This window comes from Algivirga pacifica, assembly GCF_039543525.1.
Classification (GTDB): domain Bacteria; phylum Bacteroidota; class Bacteroidia; order Cytophagales; family Flammeovirgaceae; genus Algivirga; species Algivirga pacifica.
On the sequence record NZ_BAABJX010000011.1, the window covers coordinates 77,334 to 100,432 of the forward strand.

Sequence of the window (23,099 nt, forward strand, 5' to 3'; positions counted from 1 at the left end):
ATCACTTTACAGCTATCTCACAAGCCCTTTATGAGCTTCTTCATTTTTTCCTTTCCACCGTGGCCCGGATGAAAAACGAAGCAAAAAAATCAAGGCTTTAAAGAATTGTCGTTTTCAAATATATAAAGGTACTTTTTAAACAAAAAAACATGATTCATCCCTTAAATGTTAATATGGGATGATTCATGTTTGTGATTATCGTCAATGTTTTTATATGTAACCTAGCTCAGTAAAACGTTATAATCAGGAATGTTAATATAGAGTAACTCATCTTTCCCATTTTAATCTTTCCAGGTTATCCTAACCCAATCCTTGTATTTAAAACAAGCTACTTAACTAGTTTAATACTTAATACATTTCCGTGATGATAAAGCTTTAGAATATAAACTCCTTTCGCTAAACCAGATACCTCTATCCCCTTTCGTGAATCATATTGATCTTCTTTTATCACCTTTCCGTTCATTCGGAAAAGAAGATACTTGGTTGTTTCCTCAACACCTTTTAGGAAAAGGTAATCTTTTAAAGGGACTGGATACCCTTGGACGTTTTGTTCTGAAAAACTATCTTCCGTACTCAATACATACTCCATATTGAAAGCCACCGTATCTTTTGCACTGAACGTAGACATGCTAGGAGCCAAAAACGCTTCCACCTCAACGGTTTCACCTGTAGCTTGAAAAGCTGCCACATTTCCATCGATGCTAATGCTTGTGGAATTATCCAATACTTCATACACTATACTAGGATACTCTTGATTATGTCGGATTAAGGTATCCAAATCCAGTACATTTTCTGTCACCTCAATCGTATCTTGGAGAAAAGAAAACTCCGGTACTATTCGCTCCTCATAGAACATCAGATCCTGTCCATAGTCTTTCTCAAAAACAATGCGGTTTCCAAACCAATTGAATATGGAATTTCTCCTTATATCTGTATTCTCCAAATGAAGTATTTCCTTCCATTCACTGCTCCTTCTTTCATACCCTTTAATCATATTATAATCCGTATTACCTATCAAAATTCGGTTGCGTTGCAACGCTACCTGAACCCCATAAAAATTCTGGATCTCTAACGGTATCTGAGCATCTGTAAACGTTGTTGATTTCTTCCATACATTAGCCTCTTTATCATACGCATACGTGAATATCTCCAAAACCTTTATTGAAGAGTTCAGCTTAACGAACATCAACTGATCTCCTGATATACGGGCATAATCAGCCGCTTCCGGCAATTCATCCTCTATGCTTGTCTCTACCCATTGACCATCCTTTAGGGTAAGGGCATAATTATTACGTTCGGGGATAATAAAATGATAAGCTCCGGCAATTTTTGAAGGCAGGTCCGTTGAAGTATACTCAGGAATTATGAACTCTTGCGCTGTAGTATAACGTCCATTCTTATATCCCAAAACAGAGATTTGAGTGTTAGGATAATTCGTAGACATTGCCATCACATAACTCCCCGTGATAACAAAACTATGAGATGGATTTGCATCTGCAATCTTAGAAGTACTCACTTCTACATCTTTAGGACTCCAAACATCATTCTCCAGTCGATAAAATTGCAGGGGATTCTCTGAGTACGAAGAATAGTAGTACTGAGGAATGATAAGTTGATCTCCTAACAATACTTCACCATCTCTTCTAAGTGTTAAACCAATAGAACTTTTATCTCCCCATCCATAGCCAAGACTATCCCAATGATAAATATGAATGGAGTCATAATTCATCACATACAGTTTATTATCAAAGACACCCATTGTAGCGTAATAACTACTATAAGGGACGTCCAGTATCTGAACTCTCCTATAGTCCAATGACTCCGAGACATTCTTGATCATTACTTTCTGCTCTACCTCTGCCGGATAATAAATATGGTTCCCATAATGTTTCGCCACGACATTGACTTCTCCAGCATCTATTCCCATAAAAGTATTCTTACTCATCATAACCGCCGGGCTATCATCCTTTTTTACTTGATAATAAATAGGGAATGATTGTGTGGAGGTAGCTGAAACTTCTCCCGTTTCCCAACGCAACAGCGTATCCGGTGCTTGGATATTCAAGGTATCATACCACCCTTTTACGGTAACCTCCACCGTAGTATCGGTACCAACATACAGCTCATTGGCGGGAACAGCGGCTTTCAGAATTCCTTTTCCTCTGCCAATTACTTTTGTCTGCTGCGCATTAAGGAAGCGAATGGCAGTATCTGCCGAGATCAAAGCCACAGAAAAGTCCGCAGTAGAGTTTGTAGATGGCTCCCAAGTGATTTCCTCTATTCCATAAGTGACGGTCGTATCCCTCAAACCCGTAATATAGGTAGGGATTTTTTCTTCAAAAAACGTCACCTTATCACCCGGCTGATAACCTGACTTACCATCAAAGGTAACCAAGCGATCGCCCCAAGTCTGTAAGGTATTCACCTCATAATCGAAGAAGATACTATCGGTCAAGACGAACTCTTGTCCTATATCATAACGGTACAATGTAGAAGGTGCCTGATAGTTAGGATGTACGCTGGTCCATACCTTATCCCCAGTAAAAGCAACAGTCCCAATCACAGGGTTCTGTCCCTTATAGGCATAAGCCGGTACCCCCAAGGTATCTATTGGTAACCAGGAACTGTCAAGCTGCTGATAGGTATAACGAATTAATCCCTCACCACTACTACAGAAAACAGTGTCTTTACTTTGAATATGCTCTCCTACGATATTTCCCTCAATAGTTTTCCCTACGGGCTGAAGTGAATTATCCTCTTGCAGCTCAAACAACTGTACCGCTTTTCTATACTGGTCATGAATATGACTTACGGTCACTAAAAAATGATTTCCTTTGAGGTTCACCTTATCCAGCAAGGTACTATACTCCTCCCTAGCCAAGGGAATAAATTCCGACAGTTCTTCCCTACTCATACTTACGAGATCTACCCATCCTTTTTCTTCTTTCCTTTTCAGTTCAAAAACAGGATTATCTGGATATTCCGTACCTCGTTTAAGCAAAAGAAGGTCTCCTTCCATACTGACATCCTGCACAAGCATATGCCCACGAACGTCTTCCATAAGTAAAGTAGAATCAGTCACGGCCCACTCTCCGTTGATATATTCGAGTTCCAACAATTGCTCTGTCCACCAGAACTCGTCCTCCGAAGTGTGGGTCACCAATATGGTACGATTCCCTGACAGATCCATCAGCATCCTACGTTTACCTTTCTCGTCGGTTATATAGTGAAGTGTATCCGACAGACTCCAGTTGCCTTTTTCCCAATGATAAAAATCCACCTGTGTATAAGCAGAATAATCCACGCCCTTTCTTACCAAAAAGTGATCTCCATCTATTCTAAACTCATATGGATATACCTTTCCTGTCTCATCAACAATACCCTCCCCAAGTATAAACCATTTCAGTTCACTATTATCCGGATCTTGCACTTCAATTGATTTCTGAAGAGATACGGGTTCCTGGGTATTATTGCCCAATAAGTAAGCCTGCAGTTTTATACTCCCTCTTGATAGGGCGTACAGCGTATCTTGCTGTATACTACCACTGCTGTTTTCAACACGGTAATAAATGTTATCGCCTGCATCAGTTTGCGTTGGCAATACAAAATACTCTCCTGCCGTCATTTGAGTAGGAGTCTGCAATGATAATGCTCTTTGCTCCCCCGTAATATGTACCACCACTTCTTTCTCTGCTGCTCCGTAGAGATCGGAAGCCGTTACTCCCACATGAAGCTTCACTACTCCCCTCCCTGACAAGTGTAACGTATCTCCATTCAACTCTGCTAAATCATGTCCTTCTTGAATTTGGTAATACAAGCTCCCTTGCTGTGGGTGTGTATATGCCAGCATCACTGTGTCCACCTCGGATAAACTCACTTGAGCGCTATCTCTGCCTGTAATTGGGGCAGTGTATTTTCGGGTAAACAGTTTTAGGTGATGGTCATCTGCCGTGTCCAATATTTTATTCCATATGCTATAGCCTCCCGGTATTCCCGCCACCACAAGATCCTCATTCCTCTTAAAACCCTTTCCAAACACATTTTCTTCTTTTTCTTTAAAAGACCATCTTCCTTCACCATCTACCGTATAGGTATAAATAGACGACTTATCGGTCAAGAGCAGCTCTCCATTAGAGATTTTCACCACAGGGGCTACTGCATTATCTCCTACTTTGTCAATGGTCTGCGTACTTGCCCACTCTCCTGTTTCCTGAAGGGTGAAAATCTCGATTTTTTGCTGTGGGTTAGAATAACGGGAAGTACAAATTAACTGATCTCCAAACATCTCTCCATTAGTAATCACCAAACCATCTGCTATAGTAAAAGTAGGATAATCAGTTAGCGTATCATTTTCCCATTTATATATTTCAATTTGTCCTGCAACATACTCCCCATGACTTCCTATCACTATGTATTGGTCGTGCATAAAAAAAGTCGTTGGTAAATTAGCTCCCCACCATCGGTAATCATAATAAGAAACTGCTGTTTCCTGTTTGAGGGTCCATTTTCCATATTCAAACTCATAAATATATAAGGAGTCTCCCAAGGCATTTTTTAGTTTAAACAGTACCAAGGTATTTTCAGACATAGTAAGTTTACTATGACCTCCTGAAGGCTTATCAATTCTCTGAAAGTACTCCCACTTTCCACCTTCCAAATGATAAAATACCAGATCGAAGTTATCTGTTGGATATACCAGCCAATCTCCATGTATTTTCACATATTCGGTTGCATAACGATCCGCTGGAAGTTGCTGTGTCAATTTCCAACCTTCATCCTCTCTTTCATAGATATTGACGACCGTATCTTTAGGATTGGGAATAGCCATATAACCTCCATGAATACTATAATTCCCTTCATTACCGGAAGCCGTCTGGTCTACATAAAACTCTTCCTGATACAGGATGTTATCCTGAGGAGTATTCTCTGAAACCACTACGGTTCTCTCCACTTCCAAGTCGGCATAAATACTATCCTCGGCATAAGCCACCACTTTTATAGCTCCCTTTCGGTAGGCAAACAAAGAATCATTTCGGATATAGGCATCTTGCTGATGATTTGCCAAACGGAAGCGTACCGGAACCCCTGCCGAACTACTCGCCGTAAGCGACTGAAAACTCAACGTTTCCATAGGTGCTACCTCAAACGAAAGGGTATGCTCCTTGGGCGTTACGGTAAGATGCAAAGTATCCGAAGTATAGACATAAGTATCTGTCGTCGGAGTATAAGCGACTATCTTAGCCTCTCCTTTACGTTTAGGTGTAAAAAGATTCCCTTCCAACTCACCAATAGCATGTCCTTCCAAAATACGAAACAAGATATTGGCATCTGAGGTAGTTGTCGCCTGCAAAGCGATAGGCTCCTGTTCTATACCGACAGAAAGGCTGTCCTGAGCAAAAGAGGTAGTCGCCTCTTCTCTCAGTTCCATAATGAGCAATGATCCGTCTCCGGAAGGAATTACACAGTTATCACCCCACAACGAATAATAATTCAGCTGATCATTATAGGAAGGAGTGTTTTCCGAGTTCATTCTTTGAAAGGGCTTCCACTGCTCCTCCTCCCAACGGCAAAATACCAAGGTAGTCACTGATCTTCCATTCGCTAATATTTCCGGATGTTTATAAGAAAGTATTCCATCACTCAACTGAGCGGAATGCAAGTTTCGGGTATAAGCTACACCGATAGGTTCGCTTATTTCATTAAGCAAGCGCCAACCCATACCGTCCTCATACGTATAGGTCTGCAAGAGCTTTACCAACTCTTCGGACTGCTGAATACCAAAAATCAAGGTATCATTAGAAATGTCAAATGAGATTAATTGATCCTTACGATCGTAGAGCACAGAAGACAGTGTCCATGTCCTGTCCTCATTCAAAGTGTAAAAGGCATATTGATTATTATTGGCATCTTCCATCAGAAATTCTCCATTGACCACATACTTGGCGCTCAGGTGTTCTGGCATAGCAAACCTTGTAGAGTCCCAGGTGTTGTTTTCCGCATTCCACTCCCATTTTTCTACATTGGCAGGGGTAGCATGATGAGAGGTTCTGTAAAAAGTATTCTTCTCATGAGAGGTATTGTAATGAGGTATCCCTCGGGGGTAACCGGAATCAAGACTGACAGGGGACTCATGCTGCTTTGTCCAGCCATTTTCTCCATATGCATAAGACTCAAACGACCTATAGTACTCATTGAAGAAAACAAAGACACTATCATTCAGTAATTGATAGCGAATACCATCAGGAAGCGTCATTAGCGTATCCCGTTGCCATTGATCATCCTCTTTCTGAACAATCAAAAGGTCTGCATAATCATTCATCAGGATGAGACTTTCATTCCTCTGAAATCCTGCTGCATGTGAGATTTCATCGACTTCTAAAGTTTCTGTAAGTGAAAATTGTTTTTGGGCAAAAAGAGGTGATATTATTCCTAGTACAAAAAGGGCTAAAAAGAACGTTTTCATTAGAACGGTATTTAAAAAAGAATTTTTCAAACTTTGGAGATTATCTCCCGCTAATTAAAAAATATATTTATTCTCTACTTTTTTTTAAAAAAATCACATTAGGGTACAATATAAGAATAAAAATAATGAAGCTACTTTACTCTAGCTGAATACACTCTGATTTTTTGTTGAGCTTGGGACTTTCCGCGAACTCATCAATGAAGTCTTTATTTTTATATCAGATAATTACAACTTAAGCAAGCGAGAAGAATAGCTTCCTCTCTTGCCCCTTACCCTGATAAAGTATTGTCCTGAAGGTTGATTGGAAATATCATACTGTTCTTGTTTGTCATGATACTCCTGTACCTTTTTCCCTTGCATATTGAATACTTCTACTCTTTCAATCTGGTCTTCCAATTGAATAGCAAATGTATGATGGGAAGGGTTCGGATATACCAATAATGACTTATCCTGTAACATATCTATCCCCGCCACTATTCTTTTTGAATAAAAAAACGTCTCCTGATAAACCACATTCCAAGTATCTGAACTCTTATCCCAAGTACTATTCTGAAGCAATAAATACTGCGAGGATGCCGAATATGATATTGTTATTTTATCCATTCCAGAGAGTTCTCCTGTGTGCTCCCAATAACTTTTAACATTTCTAAGATAGAGTAACCCTTTCTCATTATATTCATATTCGGCGCTACGAATGAGGATCCATTCCAAAAGCTCCTGATTCCATGAAAAGGTATAATTACTTACGATTTTCCCTTCTTTATTCTGAAGTATATAGTTTATTAATCGTGATCTAGGTAGCCATATTTTTTGAATACTATCCCACTCATATGTCAATAAACTACGTTTAGCTTTTACAGGTATTAAAAAGCTTCCTGAATAAAAAGTATACGTTTCCTTCTCTTTCCCTACCCACTCTTCCTGTTGGCTATCCCAATCATACGTTGCTTCCGTAAAGAGATCATATTCCTCCTTATACGTATACTCCAACTTCTCAGACAGTTGCTTGGTATGCAAAGAAGTATCCCATGCATATCGCAGCGTGACCCTTACGTCATTTTCATACCGAATCTCTTCCTCCAACTGAATTTTCCATTCCTGGGATTCTTCATCCCAGGAATACTGTCGATTTCCTGAATTTGTTTGCGTCATGTCATAGGCATGCACTTTTTTACGGTGATTGACCCATTCATTCCAAGACCACAACTCTAGATACTCCTCCTCTACTTGTCCATAGGAATTCAATACGTTTCTCTGTCTTTCCTTTCTTACAAAATCTTTACTTGACTCAGACCATTCATAAATAGTATGCAGCACTGCTTGTCCATCACTATACTCCCACTCCTCCTTACTTATTCCTGTCAATCCATCACCTGATTGACCATAGTTATCATAGACTGCCTTATATAGTAGATTTCCCGAAGTATCATACTGCCACTCTTCTTGCAGTACATTCCAGAAATCCGATTCAGGATAATAGGCCTCCCTCCTAGATAAGGTATACCTCCCCTGCTGATCATACTCATACGTATTTCTTACAAAAGGAATTACCTCTTGCAAGTAACTATTCCAAATATTGATCTGATAAAATATAACATTCCCTTTCTCATCATAATGATCTTCTCGCACACGATCCACGATCCACTCCTCCATATCCGTTCTCCATTCCAGTTCCTCTGTTTTCACTATTGCACCATCCTTAAACGTAGTAGTGATTTTCTTGGTTTTAGGGAGTAATGCTTGCTTGACGGTAGAGTACATAGAGTCCAGCTGTATCGTTACTGATGAGGAATCTGTCTCTTCATAAGTAAATGTTTGACTACTTGTGGTATACTCAGGAGAAATCCCTGAATAAACCCATCTAAGTCTTCTTCTTGTATTATCTTCATTGTATTCACAATAATACTTATCGGTAACCCTTAAGGTATCATAATAGCTACTGTAACGCTCTAAATAAGCGCTATCTAAAAAATCCTTTTCCACTCCTGCCGCTACCCTTGCATTAGCAACGTCCTGTAGCCTATAAAAAGTAGTTTTCTGAAAGTGATCCGATAGAAGAGAATCCGTATAAGTATTCAATAAAGGTTCTTGCTGGGCATGTGCAGCCGTGAACAGCAGAGAACATAGTAAGAGGATAAAAAGCTTGTTCATGAGTATTAAAAAAATATTGATTAGAATAGAAATTTAATTTCAATTACTTGAAAGATATAAATCACAGCCTATAATCTACTGATTTAGCATACAGCTACAAGAAGCTGTCTTATAACTGTTAGGTGATAATGATTATCAAAACAGATAAAGGATGAAGGATTATACACCTTACACTAAGGTTTTATCCTTCATCCTTTATCCATTTAAAAGTAGCACTTAGCTATAAATAGTTTACACTTTAACCTTCATTCCAAAAACCGTGATATCGTCCCTTTGAGGCATGTTTTTCTGAAAGTTCATTAACGTATACTCTATGAGTTTATCACATCGATTAAAGTTTACCTGCTTCGTACATAGGGTGAGCAGCTCTTCTACTTTCCTTGACCCTAGCTTTTTTCGCTCCGGGCTATTTTGATCCGCCAAACCATCCGAAAGCATGAATAAGGTATCATTGTCCTGTAGTGTGAACCTCTTATTCTTGAACCTTCTACCGTGCTTATTTCTCCACACTCCTCCAATACGGATATTATCTCCTTTCAAGCGATGCATACGGTTATTCGAGCAATATAGTAGCGTTGACTTTGCTCCTGCAAAAGTCACCTGTACCTTTCCCTCCCTTGTTTTCTCTAGTCTACAAACCGAAATATCCATTCCATCTGAGTTCTCCCCTTCTTCTTGTCGCAGTGACTTTCTTAGTTGTATTTGCAGTTCTTCCAAAATTTGAGCAGGATCATACAGCGCTTTTTCTTTCACGATTTCATTGAGCAGACTCGTACCAATCATTGACATAAAAGCACCAGGCACTCCATGTCCTGTACAGTCAGCAACCACAATAAACTTGTAGTTATTGACCTCATAGGCCCAATAAAAATCTCCTGAGACCAAATCTTTACTTTTGTAAAACAGGAAATACTCATCGAGCATCTCATCCATAGCCATTTCACTCGGTAAAAATGCTTGTTGAATGGTCTCTGCATATCGAATACTCTGAGTAATCAGCTCATTTTTCTCAGATAAATAGTCTCTTTGTACGGCCAACTCCTCTGCTTGCTGCTGCAACTCCTCCGTTTGCATCATCACCTCTTCTGTTCGTTCTGCGACCTTTATTTCTAGTTTCTTTTTTTGCTTAAGTGCTTTATTCAGTCGATATCGATACCAGCTATAGACACTCCCCCCAAGAACAAGAACTGTCAATATTCTAAACCACCAGGTCATCCAAAAAGGTGGATGGACGCTAATCTTTATTGATAAAGGTTTTTGTGCCCAAACACCATCATTATTTGTTGCTAAAACCTTAAAGGTATATTCTTTAGGGTCTAAGTTGGTATAGGTGACCTTTCTCTGGTCTGCAGCGACCTCAATCCAGTCATCATTAAACCCTTCCAGCATATACTTGTATCTATTTTTACTAGGCTGGGCATAATGCAAAGATGCTACTTCAAAAGAAACTACATTTTCCTCATAGCTTAAATCGATTTCTTTAGTGTAATTGATATTCTTATCAAGGATCACATTCCCATTTATCTCATCTCCTGCACCGATCGCTTGATATACCACATCAAATTCGGTAATCTTTATTTGAGGGACATAATCGCTATCTTTGATACTGTCAGGATGGAAGATATTAAAGCCATTGATTCCCCCTATCATAAACTCTCCAGAGCTTAAGATTTCATACGCATTCCCATTAAACTCATTGCTTTGGAGTCCATCACTTGCGGTATAGTTCCTGAAGCTCATCGCATCTGGATTGAACTTGGAAAGCCCAAAATTAGTCGTTAGCCACAAGTTCCCAGACTTATCTTCAATCGCATTATAAATAACATTATTAGGCAAGCCGTCTTCCTCTGTATAAGTTTTGAATGTTTCTGTTTTAGGATCAAATAAGTTTAAACCAGATCCAGTACCTACCCACAACCTTTTCTTTTGATCTTCATAGATGAAGTTAATATAGTCTTCACTAAGACTATTAGGATCATTTTCATCATGTCGGTACACGGTATAGGTTTTTGATTTCGGGTCATACCTCACCAAACCATTTTCAGCACCTACCCACATCACTCCATCACTGTCGATATAGGTCGTCTCAGCCCCATAAGATTTCAACTGATGTTCGGGCTTTTGGGCATCTGGGTTGAGAATCGTATTTTCAAACGTCTTTGTATTGAACTTATTCAATCCCACATTAGAACTAATCCATAGGATATCTCCCCTTCCCTTAAGGAGCTCCCAGACACTGTTACTTGCCAAATTAGAAGGAGGGGGACTCGCAGTAGTAAACGTTTTAAACGTCTCTGTCTGCTTATCCATTCTACAGATTCCACCACCATTCGTCGCTAGCCACAAGTATCTTGAACTTTGTTCCACGACTGCCTTTACCCTATCTGAAGGAATACTTGTGGGATCTGCAGGATCATGTTGGTATACTTTAAACGTATTCGTTTGACGATTGTATTTTGTAAAGCCATTATTCGTAGCGACCCATAGTGTACCATCAGAGTCTTCCAAAATATCCCAAACAAAGCCATGAGGTAAGCCATTAGAGGACGCTTCATTTGGAGCTATATGTTCAAACTTATATTGCTTGGGGTTGTAAATAGAAATTCCTTCTCCGGTACCCACCCAAGTCAGTCCTGCATCATCTACATAAATCGTCCAGATTTCATTATGTGCTAAACTATTTTGTGTTGCGGGGTCATTCCAAAACGTTGTAAATCCTTCTGCTCCTTTTTTCATCAACGAGAGTCCTCCTCCTCTTGTACCCACCCACAAGTTTCCTGACAAGTCTTCTTTTATCGCAAATACAATATCGGACTGTAAAGCATTAGGGTCATTTTCATTGGCTCTGAAGTGCTCAAATTTTTCAGTTTCAGGATCAAATTTATTAAGTCCTCCCCCATAAGTACCTACCCAAAGAGTGCCTTTACGATCTTCATATAACGCATAGGCATCCGCATCACTGATGGTATGTCTATTGGTGGGATCTGGAGCATAAATCTTAAACTTATCTGAGTCTGGAAGGTATTTACACAAGCCTCCCTCATCCGTTCCTATCCAAATCGTACCATCTTTGGTTTCTAAAATACTTTTTACATACCTAGTGGGTAAATCCTTTTTATCATAATAGTTTCTAAAAGAATCTTCTGAAGGATCATAAACGCTTAACCCATTATTCATTGCCAGCCAAAACTTACCGTCTTTTGCTTCGACGATAGCATGCACTCTACCATCAATAATGGAATTATCATCTTCGGGATTATGAACATATCTTGTAAAGAGCTCTTTTTCAGGATTAAACTTAGTCACTCCTTTACGTGTACCCACCCAGATATTCCCTTCTCCATCTTCCAATAAAGAATAAATATAGCTGTTGGCTAAGCTGTTTTTGTTTAGTGGATCTGCCTTGTAGACCTTGAATTCATAACCATCATAGCGATTTAGGCCATCTTCTGTTCCAAACCACATAAAGCCCTGCCTATCTTGCAATATGGCAAAGACACTGGTTTGGGATAACCCATCGTCCAAACCAAGGTTTCTGAACTTTGCTTTATCCTGTTGTGCAAAAACATTAAAAAGCAGTAGCAACTGAGAGAGTAAAACAATCGTTACCCTTTTCAAAGGTATCCAATTCATGAATGAGCTTTTTCCCATGGGAAATTATAAGTTAAAATAGTTGTTTGGGGGTGCTATCCTAAACTTTTAGTAAACGTAAAAAGTAAAAGATGAAAGTAGTAAAGTATCCACAAAACACCGAACGATAATGTATGTCCAGCTATCAGGTATTTAGTGGTAGTTCTTAAAGTTTATTGAATAGAAAAAATGACACAAGACCCATACATTCTACTGCACCAAGCCATAAATTAAAAATTTTTATTTAAAAAAGTAATAATAAATAGATAAAATTGGATTATGCTTCGGTTCTTGCTTAGAGCTCGCCTGGAATAAAGTGATAAATTCTCAGAAAACTAAGCTATTTGTTAATATGGGATGATTCATGTATTACCTATACACGATGTTTTATATCCTATCGACATTTTAGTGTTGAAGCAGGCTATTGCTTCTTTTACTGATTCATTCACTTCAGCACCTTGATCATAATAATTAAACGAATGACAAGCAGACTCTAAGTCCGTTTCCATCCAATGTAGCTTCTTGTCATTCTTATTTAATTTTCTATTTTTGGATTATCAAAAGATTTTTTTGCTGATTTATGAGAAACCGATTGAATGAAATAAGGATATATGTATTGTTGGGTGTCTTCAGTTTGATGATACTTCAGCATGCCCTGCCTCATACGCATCATGAGCATGAGGAGGTGGTATCCCATGGGCATTCTCATTCTTCGACCACATCTGCCCATCATCATCATCATTCTACTGGGCATCACAAGAAGCAACATCAATCCAAAAAGGAGTTGCTGGACTTTTTTGCCCTTTTGGTAGAGAATTATTCGCACCTATCCCATGCTCATCATTATACCTCTTCTCTCGCAGAAGAAAAAGAGTCTTCTAGTGAAGAATATGTAATCACATTAGACTTAAGGGAGCTGTGGAACAACAATTTTTTTCAAAAAGCTGCTGTAAGAGTTGATAGTATTGCCACTCAATATTTTTATCAACCTCCTTTTTCTGATACAGCACCCTTACGGGGACCTCCTGCCTTTATCTAAGGTATACAGTGATTATTTTCAGTGTATACGCCTCTTTTTTATTGTATTGGAGCATAAATGATTCCTGTTTTAGCAGAAATGCGATCAATAGGATTGCTGCTTTTTTATGTCCTTCAATAAAATATCACCTATTCATTCAAGTTTAATAATCCTTTCTAATGAGAAGAATTACAGTACTCATCCTCTACGGATGTCTGCTGCCTATGTTGGGGTATGCCCAATCCTCAGTACTTACAGAGGTTTTGCGGGAGATCGAAGGAAATAACGAAACCTTACGGGCGATGCGCTCCCATAGGGACAGTAAGAAAAAGGAGTTGCAGTCCACGAATAATCTCCCGGATCCACAGTTTATTGGTTTTTACCTTCCCTGGGGAGAGCATGAAACCGGAAATTACACGGAATTTCAGCTTAGTCAGTCTCTTGAGTTTCCAACGGTCTATTCGACCAGAAAAAAAATGATCAATCAGCAGGCTATGCAGCTGGAACTGGAGTATCAAAGCAAGAGACAGGCACTTTTACTGCAAGCTAAACGTCATTGTCTGGAGCTCATTTACCTCAATAAACAAATTGGTATAGAGCAAGAGCGCATGAAGCAAGCCCAACGGGTATTGCAACAGGCTGAGAGCCTTTATACTAAGGGAGAAATAGGAATTCTGGACCACAACAAGGCAAAGGTGACCTGGCTTCAGGAGCAGTTTCAGTTGGAAAAGCTGGAGAACACCCAACAGAATCTACAGAGACAGTTACAGTCCATGAATGGAGGCAAAACCGTTACGCTTGATTTACAGGAGTATGTTTCTCCCAAATTGTTGGAGCGTAAGGATTCTTTATGGCAGAAGGTGCAGGAAAACGATCCCGCTTTAAAACAGCTGGAACAGCAGCAGTTTATAGCAGAACAGCAACTAAAGCTTTCCAAAGGACAGGCATTACCAGACCTTACTGCCGGGTTTAACCGTCAAGGTATTGATGGAGCCCATTACGCTGGCATCTATGCCGGAATTAGTATTCCCCTTTGGAGTAGTCGCAATAAGGTGAAAGCAGCGAAGTCTAACCTAACCTTTCAGGAACATTTTTCTGATGCTCGAAAAATGGAAATGTACACTGACTTTGAGAAGCAGTACCATAATTATCAGTCTCTATACAAGATGTTGATGCAATATGAGGAAACGCTTTCAGGACTTGATAATGAGGCCTTATTGCTTCAGGCGTATGAATTGGGAGAGATCTCTTTTCTGGAATATTATATGGAATTGCAGTTCCATCGAAAAGCCGTTGACAAAATGCTTGAAATGGAACATCAACTTTATCAGGTACAAAATGAGCTGTTACGATTTACCTTATAGTGTTGAATTGTTGAGGCGGCTTACGCCGCTTGTTGAATCGTTGAATCGAGTTGAACTGTTTATTGAGTTCCAATTCAATCAACCATTCAACTCGATTCAACTCAATGCAGCACATTGAAATTCAAGATGCCATGTAATGGATTCAACAGACAAAAGAAACCAACATGAATATCAAATATATTTTTATCGCACGGTTTAATTATTCAAACATTAAAACAGAATTAAAATGAAAATCACATCTATTCTTATCGGATTGACATTCTTATTTGCCGTTTCATGTTCAGGCAAAAAATCAGAAGAAGGACACGGACATGAGCATACTACTGAAGCGCATGGGCATGAGCATGGTGCAAATGGAGAGCATGAGGGACATGACCATGATGCAGAAGGACATCACGAGCAAGAAAGCTTTACTGTAGAAGGAGATTCTACAATGGTAAAAGATACTGCAGATCAGCATGAAAAAGAAGAAAGCAATGATCACGACCATGGTCATGACCACGATCACGGCCACAATCATTAATTAAATAAAAAAATTCAAGATGCGATATTTAATTGTTTTGATAGCATTCATGATGGTGGCTTGCCAGCCAGCGTCTCAGCATGAGCACGATGAAGCAGGAGAACATGGGCACCAACACGGTGGTGCCCCCTCCACAGCTCATACCTTATGGACAGAGCAAGTAGAGTTATTTGTAGAATTCCCGGCACTGGTAGTAGGAAATGTGAGTCGATTTGCGGCACATTTTACACAGCTAGAGGGACATCAGCCTGTACGGGAAGGAAATGTAACGGTAAGCCTAATCAAAGGAAAAAAAGGAATACGCCAAACAGTAGACGCTCCCTCTTCTCCGGGGATCTTCACCCCTTCTTTACGCCCTCAGGAAGCGGGTACTTATCAATTGATATTTTCACTAAAAACACCCACTTATTCAGAGCGTATTATACTGAATAATATAGTGGTCTATGCTTCTGAAAAGGAAGCTCAAAAGGCATTACCGGCTGAGGGAGAAAATAGCAATACGATTAGCTTTTTAAAAGAGCAAGCCTGGAAAATGCCATTCCATACGGTTCCTGTTCTAAACAAGGAAATCTATAAGGCGATTCCTACTTCAGGTTTTTGGATAGAAGCCCCGGCTGCTTATCAGGTATTAGTGGCTCCAACTTCAGGAAGAGTCCATTTCAACGAAAAAATGCTTACAGAAGGTAACGTCGTCAGAAAGGGAGAGGTAATCATGACAGTAAGCAGTGAAAGTCTTACAACGAACAACTTAGGCGCCGAAGTCCGAAAGGCCAAAGCTGCATATGAATTGGCAAAGTCAGTTTATGACCGAAAGAAAATTTTAAGAGAATCAAAAGTGGTTTCAGCTACTGACTTTGAAAAGGCAGCACAGGAATATCAGGTGGCCAAAGAGAACTATGAAACCCTCAGCAACGGCTATACCACAGGAGGAAAACAAGTGCGTGCTCCTTTTGATGGCTTTATTAAATCGGTCAGTACTGAAAATGGACGATTCACAGCGCAAGGTGCTGATTTATTAGCGGTAAGCAGTCATGAAAACAGTTTGCTGGAAATTCGTGTAAATCCATCATATAATATTGATCTACAACAAATCCAAGACCTATGGTATCAACCAAACCCTGGGAGCTGGTCAAGTCTGAAAGAAAAAGGCGGGAAAATCATTTCAGTAAGTAAGGAAGTCGACAGCCAGCAACCTTTGCTATCTGTTTTTGCTGAGGTGGAGGAAGGAATCGCTATGCCGGAAGGCAGTTTTACGGAAGTACAAATAGCTGTAGGGACCCCTGAAAAAACTACTGTAGTACCTGCTTCCGCATTGCTGGAGGATTATGGACAATATTCCGTGATGGTACAAACGGGAGGAGAAAGCTTCGAGCGACGCTATGTCGTAATTGGAAAGCAAAATGGAGAAGAAGTAGAAATTGTAAAGGGATTAGAACCAAACGAGAGAGTCGTGACGACAGGAGCTTATCAGGTGAAGATGGCATCCATGTCAGGTCAGGCTCCGGCGCATGGTCACGCACATTAAACCAAGGGAATGTTATGCTGAATAAGATATTATCGATTTCATTACAGAACCGTTTAATGGTATTGCTGGGCGCTTTGGTCTTAAGTCTTTCAGGACTGTACATTGCCCGGAATATGAATGTGGATGTATTTCCGGATTTAACCGCTCCCACCGTAACGATTCTGACAGAAGCCCACGGCATGGAGTCTGAGGAAGTAGAGAAGCTCGTGACATACCAGTTGGAGACCGCCATGAACGGGGCTCCAGATATCCGGAGGATCCGTTCTTCTTCTGCTGCTGGTATCTCAATCGTATGGGTAGAGTTTGAGTGGGGAACAGACATTTATAGAGCCAGGCAAATTATCAGTGAGCGCATTCCTGTGGTTCGGGAGAATCTGCCGTCAGAGGTAGGAATGCCTACCATGGCACCCATTTCGTCTATTATGGGAGAAGTGATGCTATTGGGTGTACATTCGGAAAGCCTTTCTCCTATGGAGTTACGCACCCTTGCCGACTGGACTATTCGCCCAAGAATCAAGTCCATTGGGGGAATTGCCAATGTGATTGTGATTGGAGGAGATTACAAGCAATACCAGGTATTGGCTAATCCAGAAAAGCTGAAATACTATGGGGTCAGCCTGGAAGAACTGTATGAGAAAGTACAGGAAAGCAATATGAATACCTCTGGAGGGTATATCAAACAATATGGTAATCAGTATATCATTAAGGGCAATGGTAGGGCTTATTCTGTTACCCAATTGGAAGAAGCTGTACTGAAGCAAGTAAATGGTGGAAGCATCAAGATTAAAGATGTTGCTCAGGTAAAGATAGGCGCTGCCGATAAAATCGGAGATGGCTCCATGAATGCTTCTCCTGCTGTGATTCTCACCATTTCCAAACAGCCGGATGTCAATACCCTTGCCTTAACGGAACAACTGGATGCGGCAGTAGAAGACTTGAAAGCAACCCTACCGGAAGGAGTGATGATAGAAAATCATATTTTCCGTCAGGCAAACTTTATAGAAGCTTCCGTAGACAACTTGCAACAGACTCTACTGGAAGGAGCATTTTTCGTGGTCATTGTTCTTTTCATTTTCCTGATGAACTGGAGAACTACGGTAATTTCCTTGCTGGCTATTCCAATTTCCCTTTTGGTATCCATAATTGTACTAAAACTATTGGGCTATACCATTAATACCATGAGCTTAGGAGGAATGGCGATTGCGATCGGTGCTTTGGTAGATGATGCCATCATTGATGTGGAAAATGTATTCCGAAGGTTAAGGGAAAATATCCGCTTGCCTAAAGAAAAGAGACTTCCGATCCTGACAGTCGTTAGGGATGCTTCTATGGAGATCAGAAGCTCTATCATCATCGCTACCTTGATTATTATCGTTTCCTTTATTCCACTCTTTTTCCTGAGTGGTATGGAGGGTAGACTTTTACAACCTTTGGGCATTGCCTTTATCACTTCCGTACTGACTTCCTTGTTAGTCGCAGTAACAGTAACCCCTGTGCTTTGCTCTTACCTTCTTGATGGAGAAGATGTATTGCACCAACAGGCAGAAGGAACCCGCGTTGAAAGATGGTTACAGGCTCAGTATACCATCATCCTTCAAAAGATGTTACAGTTCCCTAAAACTGTATTGGGAGTAACGGTAGGAGGATTTCTATTGAGCTTATTGTTGGTTACCCAACTGGGCAGAAGCTTTTTACCGGAGTTTAATGAAGGCTCTTTGGTCATTAGTGCGGTAGGAGTACCGGGCATGTCACTAGAGGAAAGTAATAAGAATGGAAAGCTGATTGAGGAGCTACTACTGGAATTGCCCGAAGTGGATGTGGTTACCCGACGAACAGGGCGTGCAGAGTTGGACGAGCATGCTCAAGGGGTGAATGCTGCAGAAATTGATGTGCCATTCCATCTCAATGGAAAATCCAAGGAAGTGTTTTTTGAAGAGGTTCGTACCAAATTAAGTGTCGTACCTGGGATCAATATTACTTTGGGACAGCCTATCGCCCATCGAATAGACCATATGCTGTCGGGAACAAGAGCCAATATCGCTATCAAGATATTTGGAGAAGACCTGCAACGTCTTTTTGAACTGGGAAAAGGAATTGAAAATAACATAAAGTCTATTGAAGGAATTACCGATGTGGCTGTGGAACAACAAATAGAAGTCCCTCAGTTGCGTATCACGCCTAACAGACAGATGCTAGCCGCTTACGGGATGACCGTTCGTGACTTGATGGAGCAAGTCGATATTGCCTTTGCCGGAGAGAAAGCAGGAGAAATCTACGAAGGACAACGCTATTTTGACCTGATCGTTCGCTTTGAATCAAAAGCAAGAAATACGATGACTGCCATTCAGTCTGCATTGATCAGTTTGCCCAATGGCGGGCAACTTCCTCTGCATCGATTGGCCCAAATACATTCTGTCAGTAGTCCTAACCGGATTAGTAGAGAAGGTGTACAACGTAAGATTGTCGTATCGGCTAACGTACAAGGCAGAGACTTAATAGGAGTCGTGAATGAAGTTCGAGAAGTTATTAATCAAAAAATGACTCTACCAGAGGGGTATCGTATTGAGTATGGAGGGCAGTTTGAAAGTGAAGAAAAGGCATCTCAGCTGTTACTTACGACTGCTATTCTAGCTATTCTGGTGATCTTCTTGCTACTCTATTTTGAGTTCAAGGAATTGAAGCTATCCTTTATCGTCTTGATCAACTTGCCATTGGCACTGATTGGAGGTATCCTGATTGTCTATTTTACAACAGGGATCATTAGTGTAGCCGCAACGATTGGCTTTATCAGCTTGTTTGGTATTGCGACCCGGAATGGTATCCTGCTAGTTTCCCGTTATGAAGACCTAAGAAGGGAAGGCATTACCGGAATGGAATTATTGATCACTGGTGCTATGGACAGGTTAAACCCTATTCTAATGACAGCATTCACGACAGGGTTAGCCCTGGTCCCTCTTGCCATCAAGGGAGGAGAACCCGGCAATGAGATTCAAAGTCCTATGGCAGTCGTGATTTTGGGAGGGTTACTGTCTGCGACCTTGCTGAACTTGATTGTTATCCCTTGTATCTATTCGTTAAAGATAGAGGTCGAGAGACCATTAGAATCTCTTTATAGATCATCAAATGATTAATTATAGCGTGTTTGGAATAGTGATTCAGGCAAGCTTTCAGTAAAATCGAAAGATGAGTCATCCCTTAAATGTTAATATGGGATGACTCATTTTTTCACATCACTACCGAACCGCATTTGTATTAATTAGTCGTGTAATCAGTAGGATTTTCGTTCAAACCAATCGTCATCAGGCGAAACGGTGTAACGTCCCTCTACCTGATCCCAGTGGTATTGGTTGCCCATCATCTGCCTGATGCGTTCATCTGACGTAGCGGCAGAAGCCGCTACATTGCCTGTCGGGTACCTTCTGGTCCATCGGATGGTGCATTCGGTAGGTTCCTCAAACGATAGGGACCAGAAATAATGATGTCGCACGTAATTATGCTTGTTGGGGATATCCAGCCCGTTCAAATACCAGAATCGAAGGCTGATCAGTGCGACAAGTTCTTCCAATGGTCTGTTTTTGTCCCCGATACCTAGATCCGCAATACCGGACGAACGATACCAGGTGAAAGCAATATTGTATTCCTGTTGCAGCTCCTGCACATACCAGCGACACCGTTCGCCGGTCCAGTCATTCTTGCCGTCTTGATTGTAGTCACCAAGATAACCTTTGCCGTCCTGGCTCCAGAAAGGGTCCAGTAGTTCAACACGGTTTGGTACAATGCTAACCTCTCCGTTGGCAGCATGCCAACCGAAAAGGCGAGCTACGTTTGTAGCAAGCTGGTTACCGAGGGAGTGCCCCGCAAAACGAAGGTTGCCACTACTGTTTTGCCCAATGGTGCGAGACAGCTGCTCATAGGCCAGCTCACTGACCGATACATTGATGCTCGGGTCAGTGGCATAGCTACCGTCACTTTTCCAGTAGCGCATACCTTTCGGACCTGTAGCACTCCAAATTTTAGCTTCCGCATCCTTTACTTCCAGCTCATTGGCAAATTGATCCCAGTAAAAGATCCCAACGTTCCATCCTTGCTGCTTCCATCTTTCTACCGTATTGATATCTACTCCAAGCAAGCCGTTAGTAAGCCTGAAGTTTTCACGCTCTAAGCCAAAAACAGGCTGCCAGCCATGGAAGTAGATGATCGTAGGTTTGCTAGGGTCGTAATACGTCGAAGAGACGGATCGAGGTTGTCCGGCAGCAGCATCAAAACCGGAGACAGATTGGTTGTTGGTATTGAACCAGTATAGTCCGTAGTCGAGACTTGCCGCTATTCGGGCAGACCCTTCAAAACCAGGGACAACCTGCTCATAATCAGCGGAAGGTAAAGGTTCTTCTTTTTCACAGGAAGTAGTAATGTAGAGTAAGGTGAAGCCTAGTATTAAGTTTAATAGGGTTGTTGTGGTTTTCATTTTATGTGTGTGAAGTTTAAATAAAGAATATAGGTTTGGTAGTAGTGTGAAGTTTAAAGTACTATTTTTTTTTGGATTATTAATAATACTCCATGAGTTATAGGATTACAGATATACTTAACAGTCAGACTCTTTTAGAAACAGCTCATTTCTCAATATGATTTATTAAAAAAAGCCTCCACAGGAGACCTTATCATACACTAGTGGTATAAACACTAAGTTTTCTGATAGAAATAAAAGGACTACTTCCAAATGGATAAAGGAGGAAGGAAGAAGGATAAAGGTATAGGAGTTTCTGGATAATAATCCTTAAACTGTTTGAAAGTAGCACTCAGTTATAATTAGTAATCAATCCACTAGCCATGTAAACTGAAAGCAGTGAAAAATTAAACTTTGACAAGATGCAGCGAAACGCTTTTGGGACAGCTTTCTGAAGTGTTTTTTTTGCTTGGTAAAAACATTTAACTTAATGCACCCTCTATGTTTTAAAGCAAGTCAAATAATACAGTCTCTCTTATAACCTATTCACCTTAGTTAAAAATCATGTTACGAAAACACCTTCAATCATTTCAAATTCTTACCGAAGAAGATATGGATGCCTTTATGGAGTTCGTGACTCCCTTAAGTATAAAAAAAGGGGAATTTCTCATTAATGAGGGTGATATCAGTAAGCAAATAGCCTATATACAATCTGGCATTTTTCGTTCGTTTTACCATTCCTCAGAAGAAGAAGAGGTCACGTATTGTTTTACATTTCAGGACCGACTCATTACAGCATACTCCTCATGGATTACACAATTACCAACGAGTGAAAATATTCAAGCACTTACTGATATGGAACTGTTGGTGGTTTCAAAAGAACACATCAATCAATTAGAAGCTACTTATCCAAATTGGGTGGCATTTTTCAAACATATAGCAGAACAAGAATACATTAATATGGAAAAGCGTGTCTTTATGTTACAAAGAGAGTCTGCAGAAATACGTTATCAAGATTTATTGAAAAACTACCCTGAGTATTTACACCACATTCCTCTTCATTACCTAGCTTCCTATTTAGGAATCACCCAGAGACACCTTAGCCGCATTAGAAAAGACATTGATTTTTAGACATATGTCCTAACTCCTGTACTACTTTCTGCCCTACCTTTGCATCATAATCCAAAAAGCACTTGAACACTTTGGAATAAATAAATCAGATCAAAAATAACTAGCATGAGGGGTACCTTTTCCAAGAAACTGTACTCCCAATAAATTCTTTCAACAAAACATTTAACACAAACAAACTATGAAAATTTTACATTTAGTATTTCACCCCAATTTACAAACATCGAGAGTTAACAAAATTTGGAAAGAGCAATTAGAGGAAAGCAATAAAATCACTACCTCCAGGGATATGTATCAGGAGTACCCTGACTTTAAGATTGATGTGGCCAGGGAACAAGAGCTTTTACTGGAACACGACAGAATTGTTATTCAATTTCCTTTGTACTGGTACTCTGTGACCCCACTGTTAAAACAATGGTTAGATGATGTGCTGACTTACAATTTTGCTTACGGAAGCAAAGGCGACAAATTAAAAGGCAAAGACTTGCAAATCATCCTTTCAGTAGGTGGCCAAGAAAAGTACTACTCTGGGTTCGATAAGTTTAGTACAATTCATGAGTTACTTCAGCCTTTTGTATTAACCGCTAACCTGACTCAAATGAATTACTTAATTCCTGTATGGATGTATGGAGCCGATGCCGCTGAAGAGGAAACCATACGTAAATATGGTAATAATTGGGTGGATATGATTGATGACAGAAAACGTTCTAATCCTATTGCCTATTTGAACGAGCAAATGAATGTGGAGAACGATGAGTATTATGAAGAATAACGGGAAGTTATAAAGCAGTAATCGAGTAGGAAGGTAGGGATTAGTTCCCTACCTGTCCTCTCACACCACCCTGCGTACGGA

The 23,099-nt window shown here is 40.4% G+C and carries 11 protein-coding genes; 7 read left to right on the top strand and 4 right to left on the bottom strand.

Annotated features, from left to right (window positions below):
* Nucleotides 1-328: 328 nt before the first annotated feature.
* From ABD985_RS03110 to ABD985_RS03120, 3 genes are all read right to left on the bottom strand, one after another.
* A complete protein-coding gene (locus tag ABD985_RS03110; protein ID WP_345369114.1) occupies nt 329-6,463 on the bottom strand; it encodes a T9SS type A sorting domain-containing protein in 6,135 nt (2,044 codons plus the stop codon).
* Nucleotides 6,464-6,688: 225 nt separating this feature from the next.
* Nucleotides 6,689-8,614 (bottom strand): T9SS type A sorting domain-containing protein, encoded by a 1,926-nt coding sequence (locus ABD985_RS03115; protein ID WP_345369115.1) that lies wholly within the window; start codon nt 8,612-8,614, stop codon nt 6,689-6,691.
* 231 nt (nt 8,615-8,845) lie between these two features.
* On the bottom strand, nt 8,846-12,247 hold the full coding sequence (locus ABD985_RS03120; RefSeq protein WP_345369116.1) for a two-component regulator propeller domain-containing protein: 3,402 nt from the start codon (nt 12,245-12,247) through the stop codon (nt 8,846-8,848).
* Between the two features lie 577 nt (nt 12,248-12,824).
* On the opposite strand from ABD985_RS03120, the gene ABD985_RS03125 reads away from it, so the two are divergent.
* The 5 genes from ABD985_RS03125 to ABD985_RS03145 all read left to right on the top strand — a co-directional run bounded on the left by ABD985_RS03125 (nt 12,825) and on the right by ABD985_RS03145 (nt 19,805).
* On the top strand, nt 12,825-13,283 hold the full coding sequence (locus ABD985_RS03125) for a hypothetical protein (RefSeq protein ID WP_345369117.1): 459 nt from the start codon (nt 12,825-12,827) through the stop codon (nt 13,281-13,283).
* Nucleotides 13,284-13,441: 158 nt separating this feature from the next.
* Nucleotides 13,442-14,626, top strand: coding sequence for a TolC family protein (locus ABD985_RS03130; RefSeq protein WP_345369119.1), 1,185 nt, complete (start codon nt 13,442-13,444; stop codon nt 14,624-14,626).
* Between the two features lie 226 nt (nt 14,627-14,852).
* A complete protein-coding gene (locus ABD985_RS03135; protein ID WP_345369120.1) occupies nt 14,853-15,149 on the top strand; it encodes a hypothetical protein in 297 nt (98 codons plus the stop codon).
* A 19-nt stretch (nt 15,150-15,168) separates the two neighbouring features.
* The gene (locus tag ABD985_RS03140; protein ID WP_345369121.1) at nt 15,169-16,674 is read left to right on the top strand and encodes an efflux RND transporter periplasmic adaptor subunit; all 1,506 of its coding nucleotides are present in this window, start codon (nt 15,169-15,171) and stop codon (nt 16,672-16,674) included.
* A gap of 14 nt (nt 16,675-16,688) precedes the next feature.
* The gene (locus tag ABD985_RS03145; protein WP_345369123.1) at nt 16,689-19,805 is read left to right on the top strand and encodes an efflux RND transporter permease subunit; all 3,117 of its coding nucleotides are present in this window, start codon (nt 16,689-16,691) and stop codon (nt 19,803-19,805) included.
* Nucleotides 19,806-19,942: 137 nt separating this feature from the next.
* On the opposite strand, the gene ABD985_RS03150 is transcribed toward ABD985_RS03145, so the two are convergent.
* Nucleotides 19,943-21,139, bottom strand: a complete 1,197-nt coding sequence (locus ABD985_RS03150; RefSeq protein WP_345369125.1) for a hypothetical protein — start codon at nt 21,137-21,139, stop codon at nt 19,943-19,945.
* Nucleotides 21,140-21,682: 543 nt separating this feature from the next.
* Here ABD985_RS03150 and ABD985_RS03155 point away from each other — a divergent pair.
* Both ABD985_RS03155 and ABD985_RS03160 read left to right on the top strand, forming a co-directional pair.
* Nucleotides 21,683-22,249, top strand: a complete 567-nt coding sequence (locus ABD985_RS03155; RefSeq protein ID WP_345369126.1) for a Crp/Fnr family transcriptional regulator — start codon at nt 21,683-21,685, stop codon at nt 22,247-22,249.
* Nucleotides 22,250-22,427: 178 nt separating this feature from the next.
* The gene (locus ABD985_RS03160) at nt 22,428-23,018 is read left to right on the top strand and encodes an NAD(P)H-dependent oxidoreductase (RefSeq protein ID WP_345369128.1); all 591 of its coding nucleotides are present in this window, start codon (nt 22,428-22,430) and stop codon (nt 23,016-23,018) included.
* The last annotated feature ends 81 nt before the right edge of the window (nt 23,019-23,099 follow it).

Bases quoted from the DNA above. Each gene is read 5' to 3' on its own strand.
- ABD985_RS03145 (WP_345369123.1), top strand. From the start codon at position 16,689: ATGCTGAATAAGATATTATCGATTTCATTACAGAACCGTTTAATGGTA.
- ABD985_RS03135 (WP_345369120.1), top strand. From the start codon at position 14,853: ATGAAAATCACATCTATTCTTATCGGATTGACATTCTTATTTGCCGTT.
- ABD985_RS03110 (WP_345369114.1), bottom strand. From the start codon at position 6,463: ATGAAAACGTTCTTTTTAGCCCTTTTTGTACTAGGAATAATATCACCT.
- ABD985_RS03160 (WP_345369128.1), top strand. From the start codon at position 22,428: ATGAAAATTTTACATTTAGTATTTCACCCCAATTTACAAACATCGAGA.
- ABD985_RS03155 (WP_345369126.1), top strand. From the start codon at position 21,683: ATGTTACGAAAACACCTTCAATCATTTCAAATTCTTACCGAAGAAGAT.
- ABD985_RS03130 (WP_345369119.1), top strand. From the start codon at position 13,442: ATGAGAAGAATTACAGTACTCATCCTCTACGGATGTCTGCTGCCTATG.
- ABD985_RS03120 (WP_345369116.1), bottom strand. From the start codon at position 12,247: ATGAATTGGATACCTTTGAAAAGGGTAACGATTGTTTTACTCTCTCAG.
- ABD985_RS03150 (WP_345369125.1), bottom strand. From the start codon at position 21,139: ATGAAAACCACAACAACCCTATTAAACTTAATACTAGGCTTCACCTTA.
- ABD985_RS03125 (WP_345369117.1), top strand. From the start codon at position 12,825: ATGAGAAACCGATTGAATGAAATAAGGATATATGTATTGTTGGGTGTC.
- ABD985_RS03115 (WP_345369115.1), bottom strand. From the start codon at position 8,614: ATGAACAAGCTTTTTATCCTCTTACTATGTTCTCTGCTGTTCACGGCT.
- ABD985_RS03140 (WP_345369121.1), top strand. From the start codon at position 15,169: ATGCGATATTTAATTGTTTTGATAGCATTCATGATGGTGGCTTGCCAG.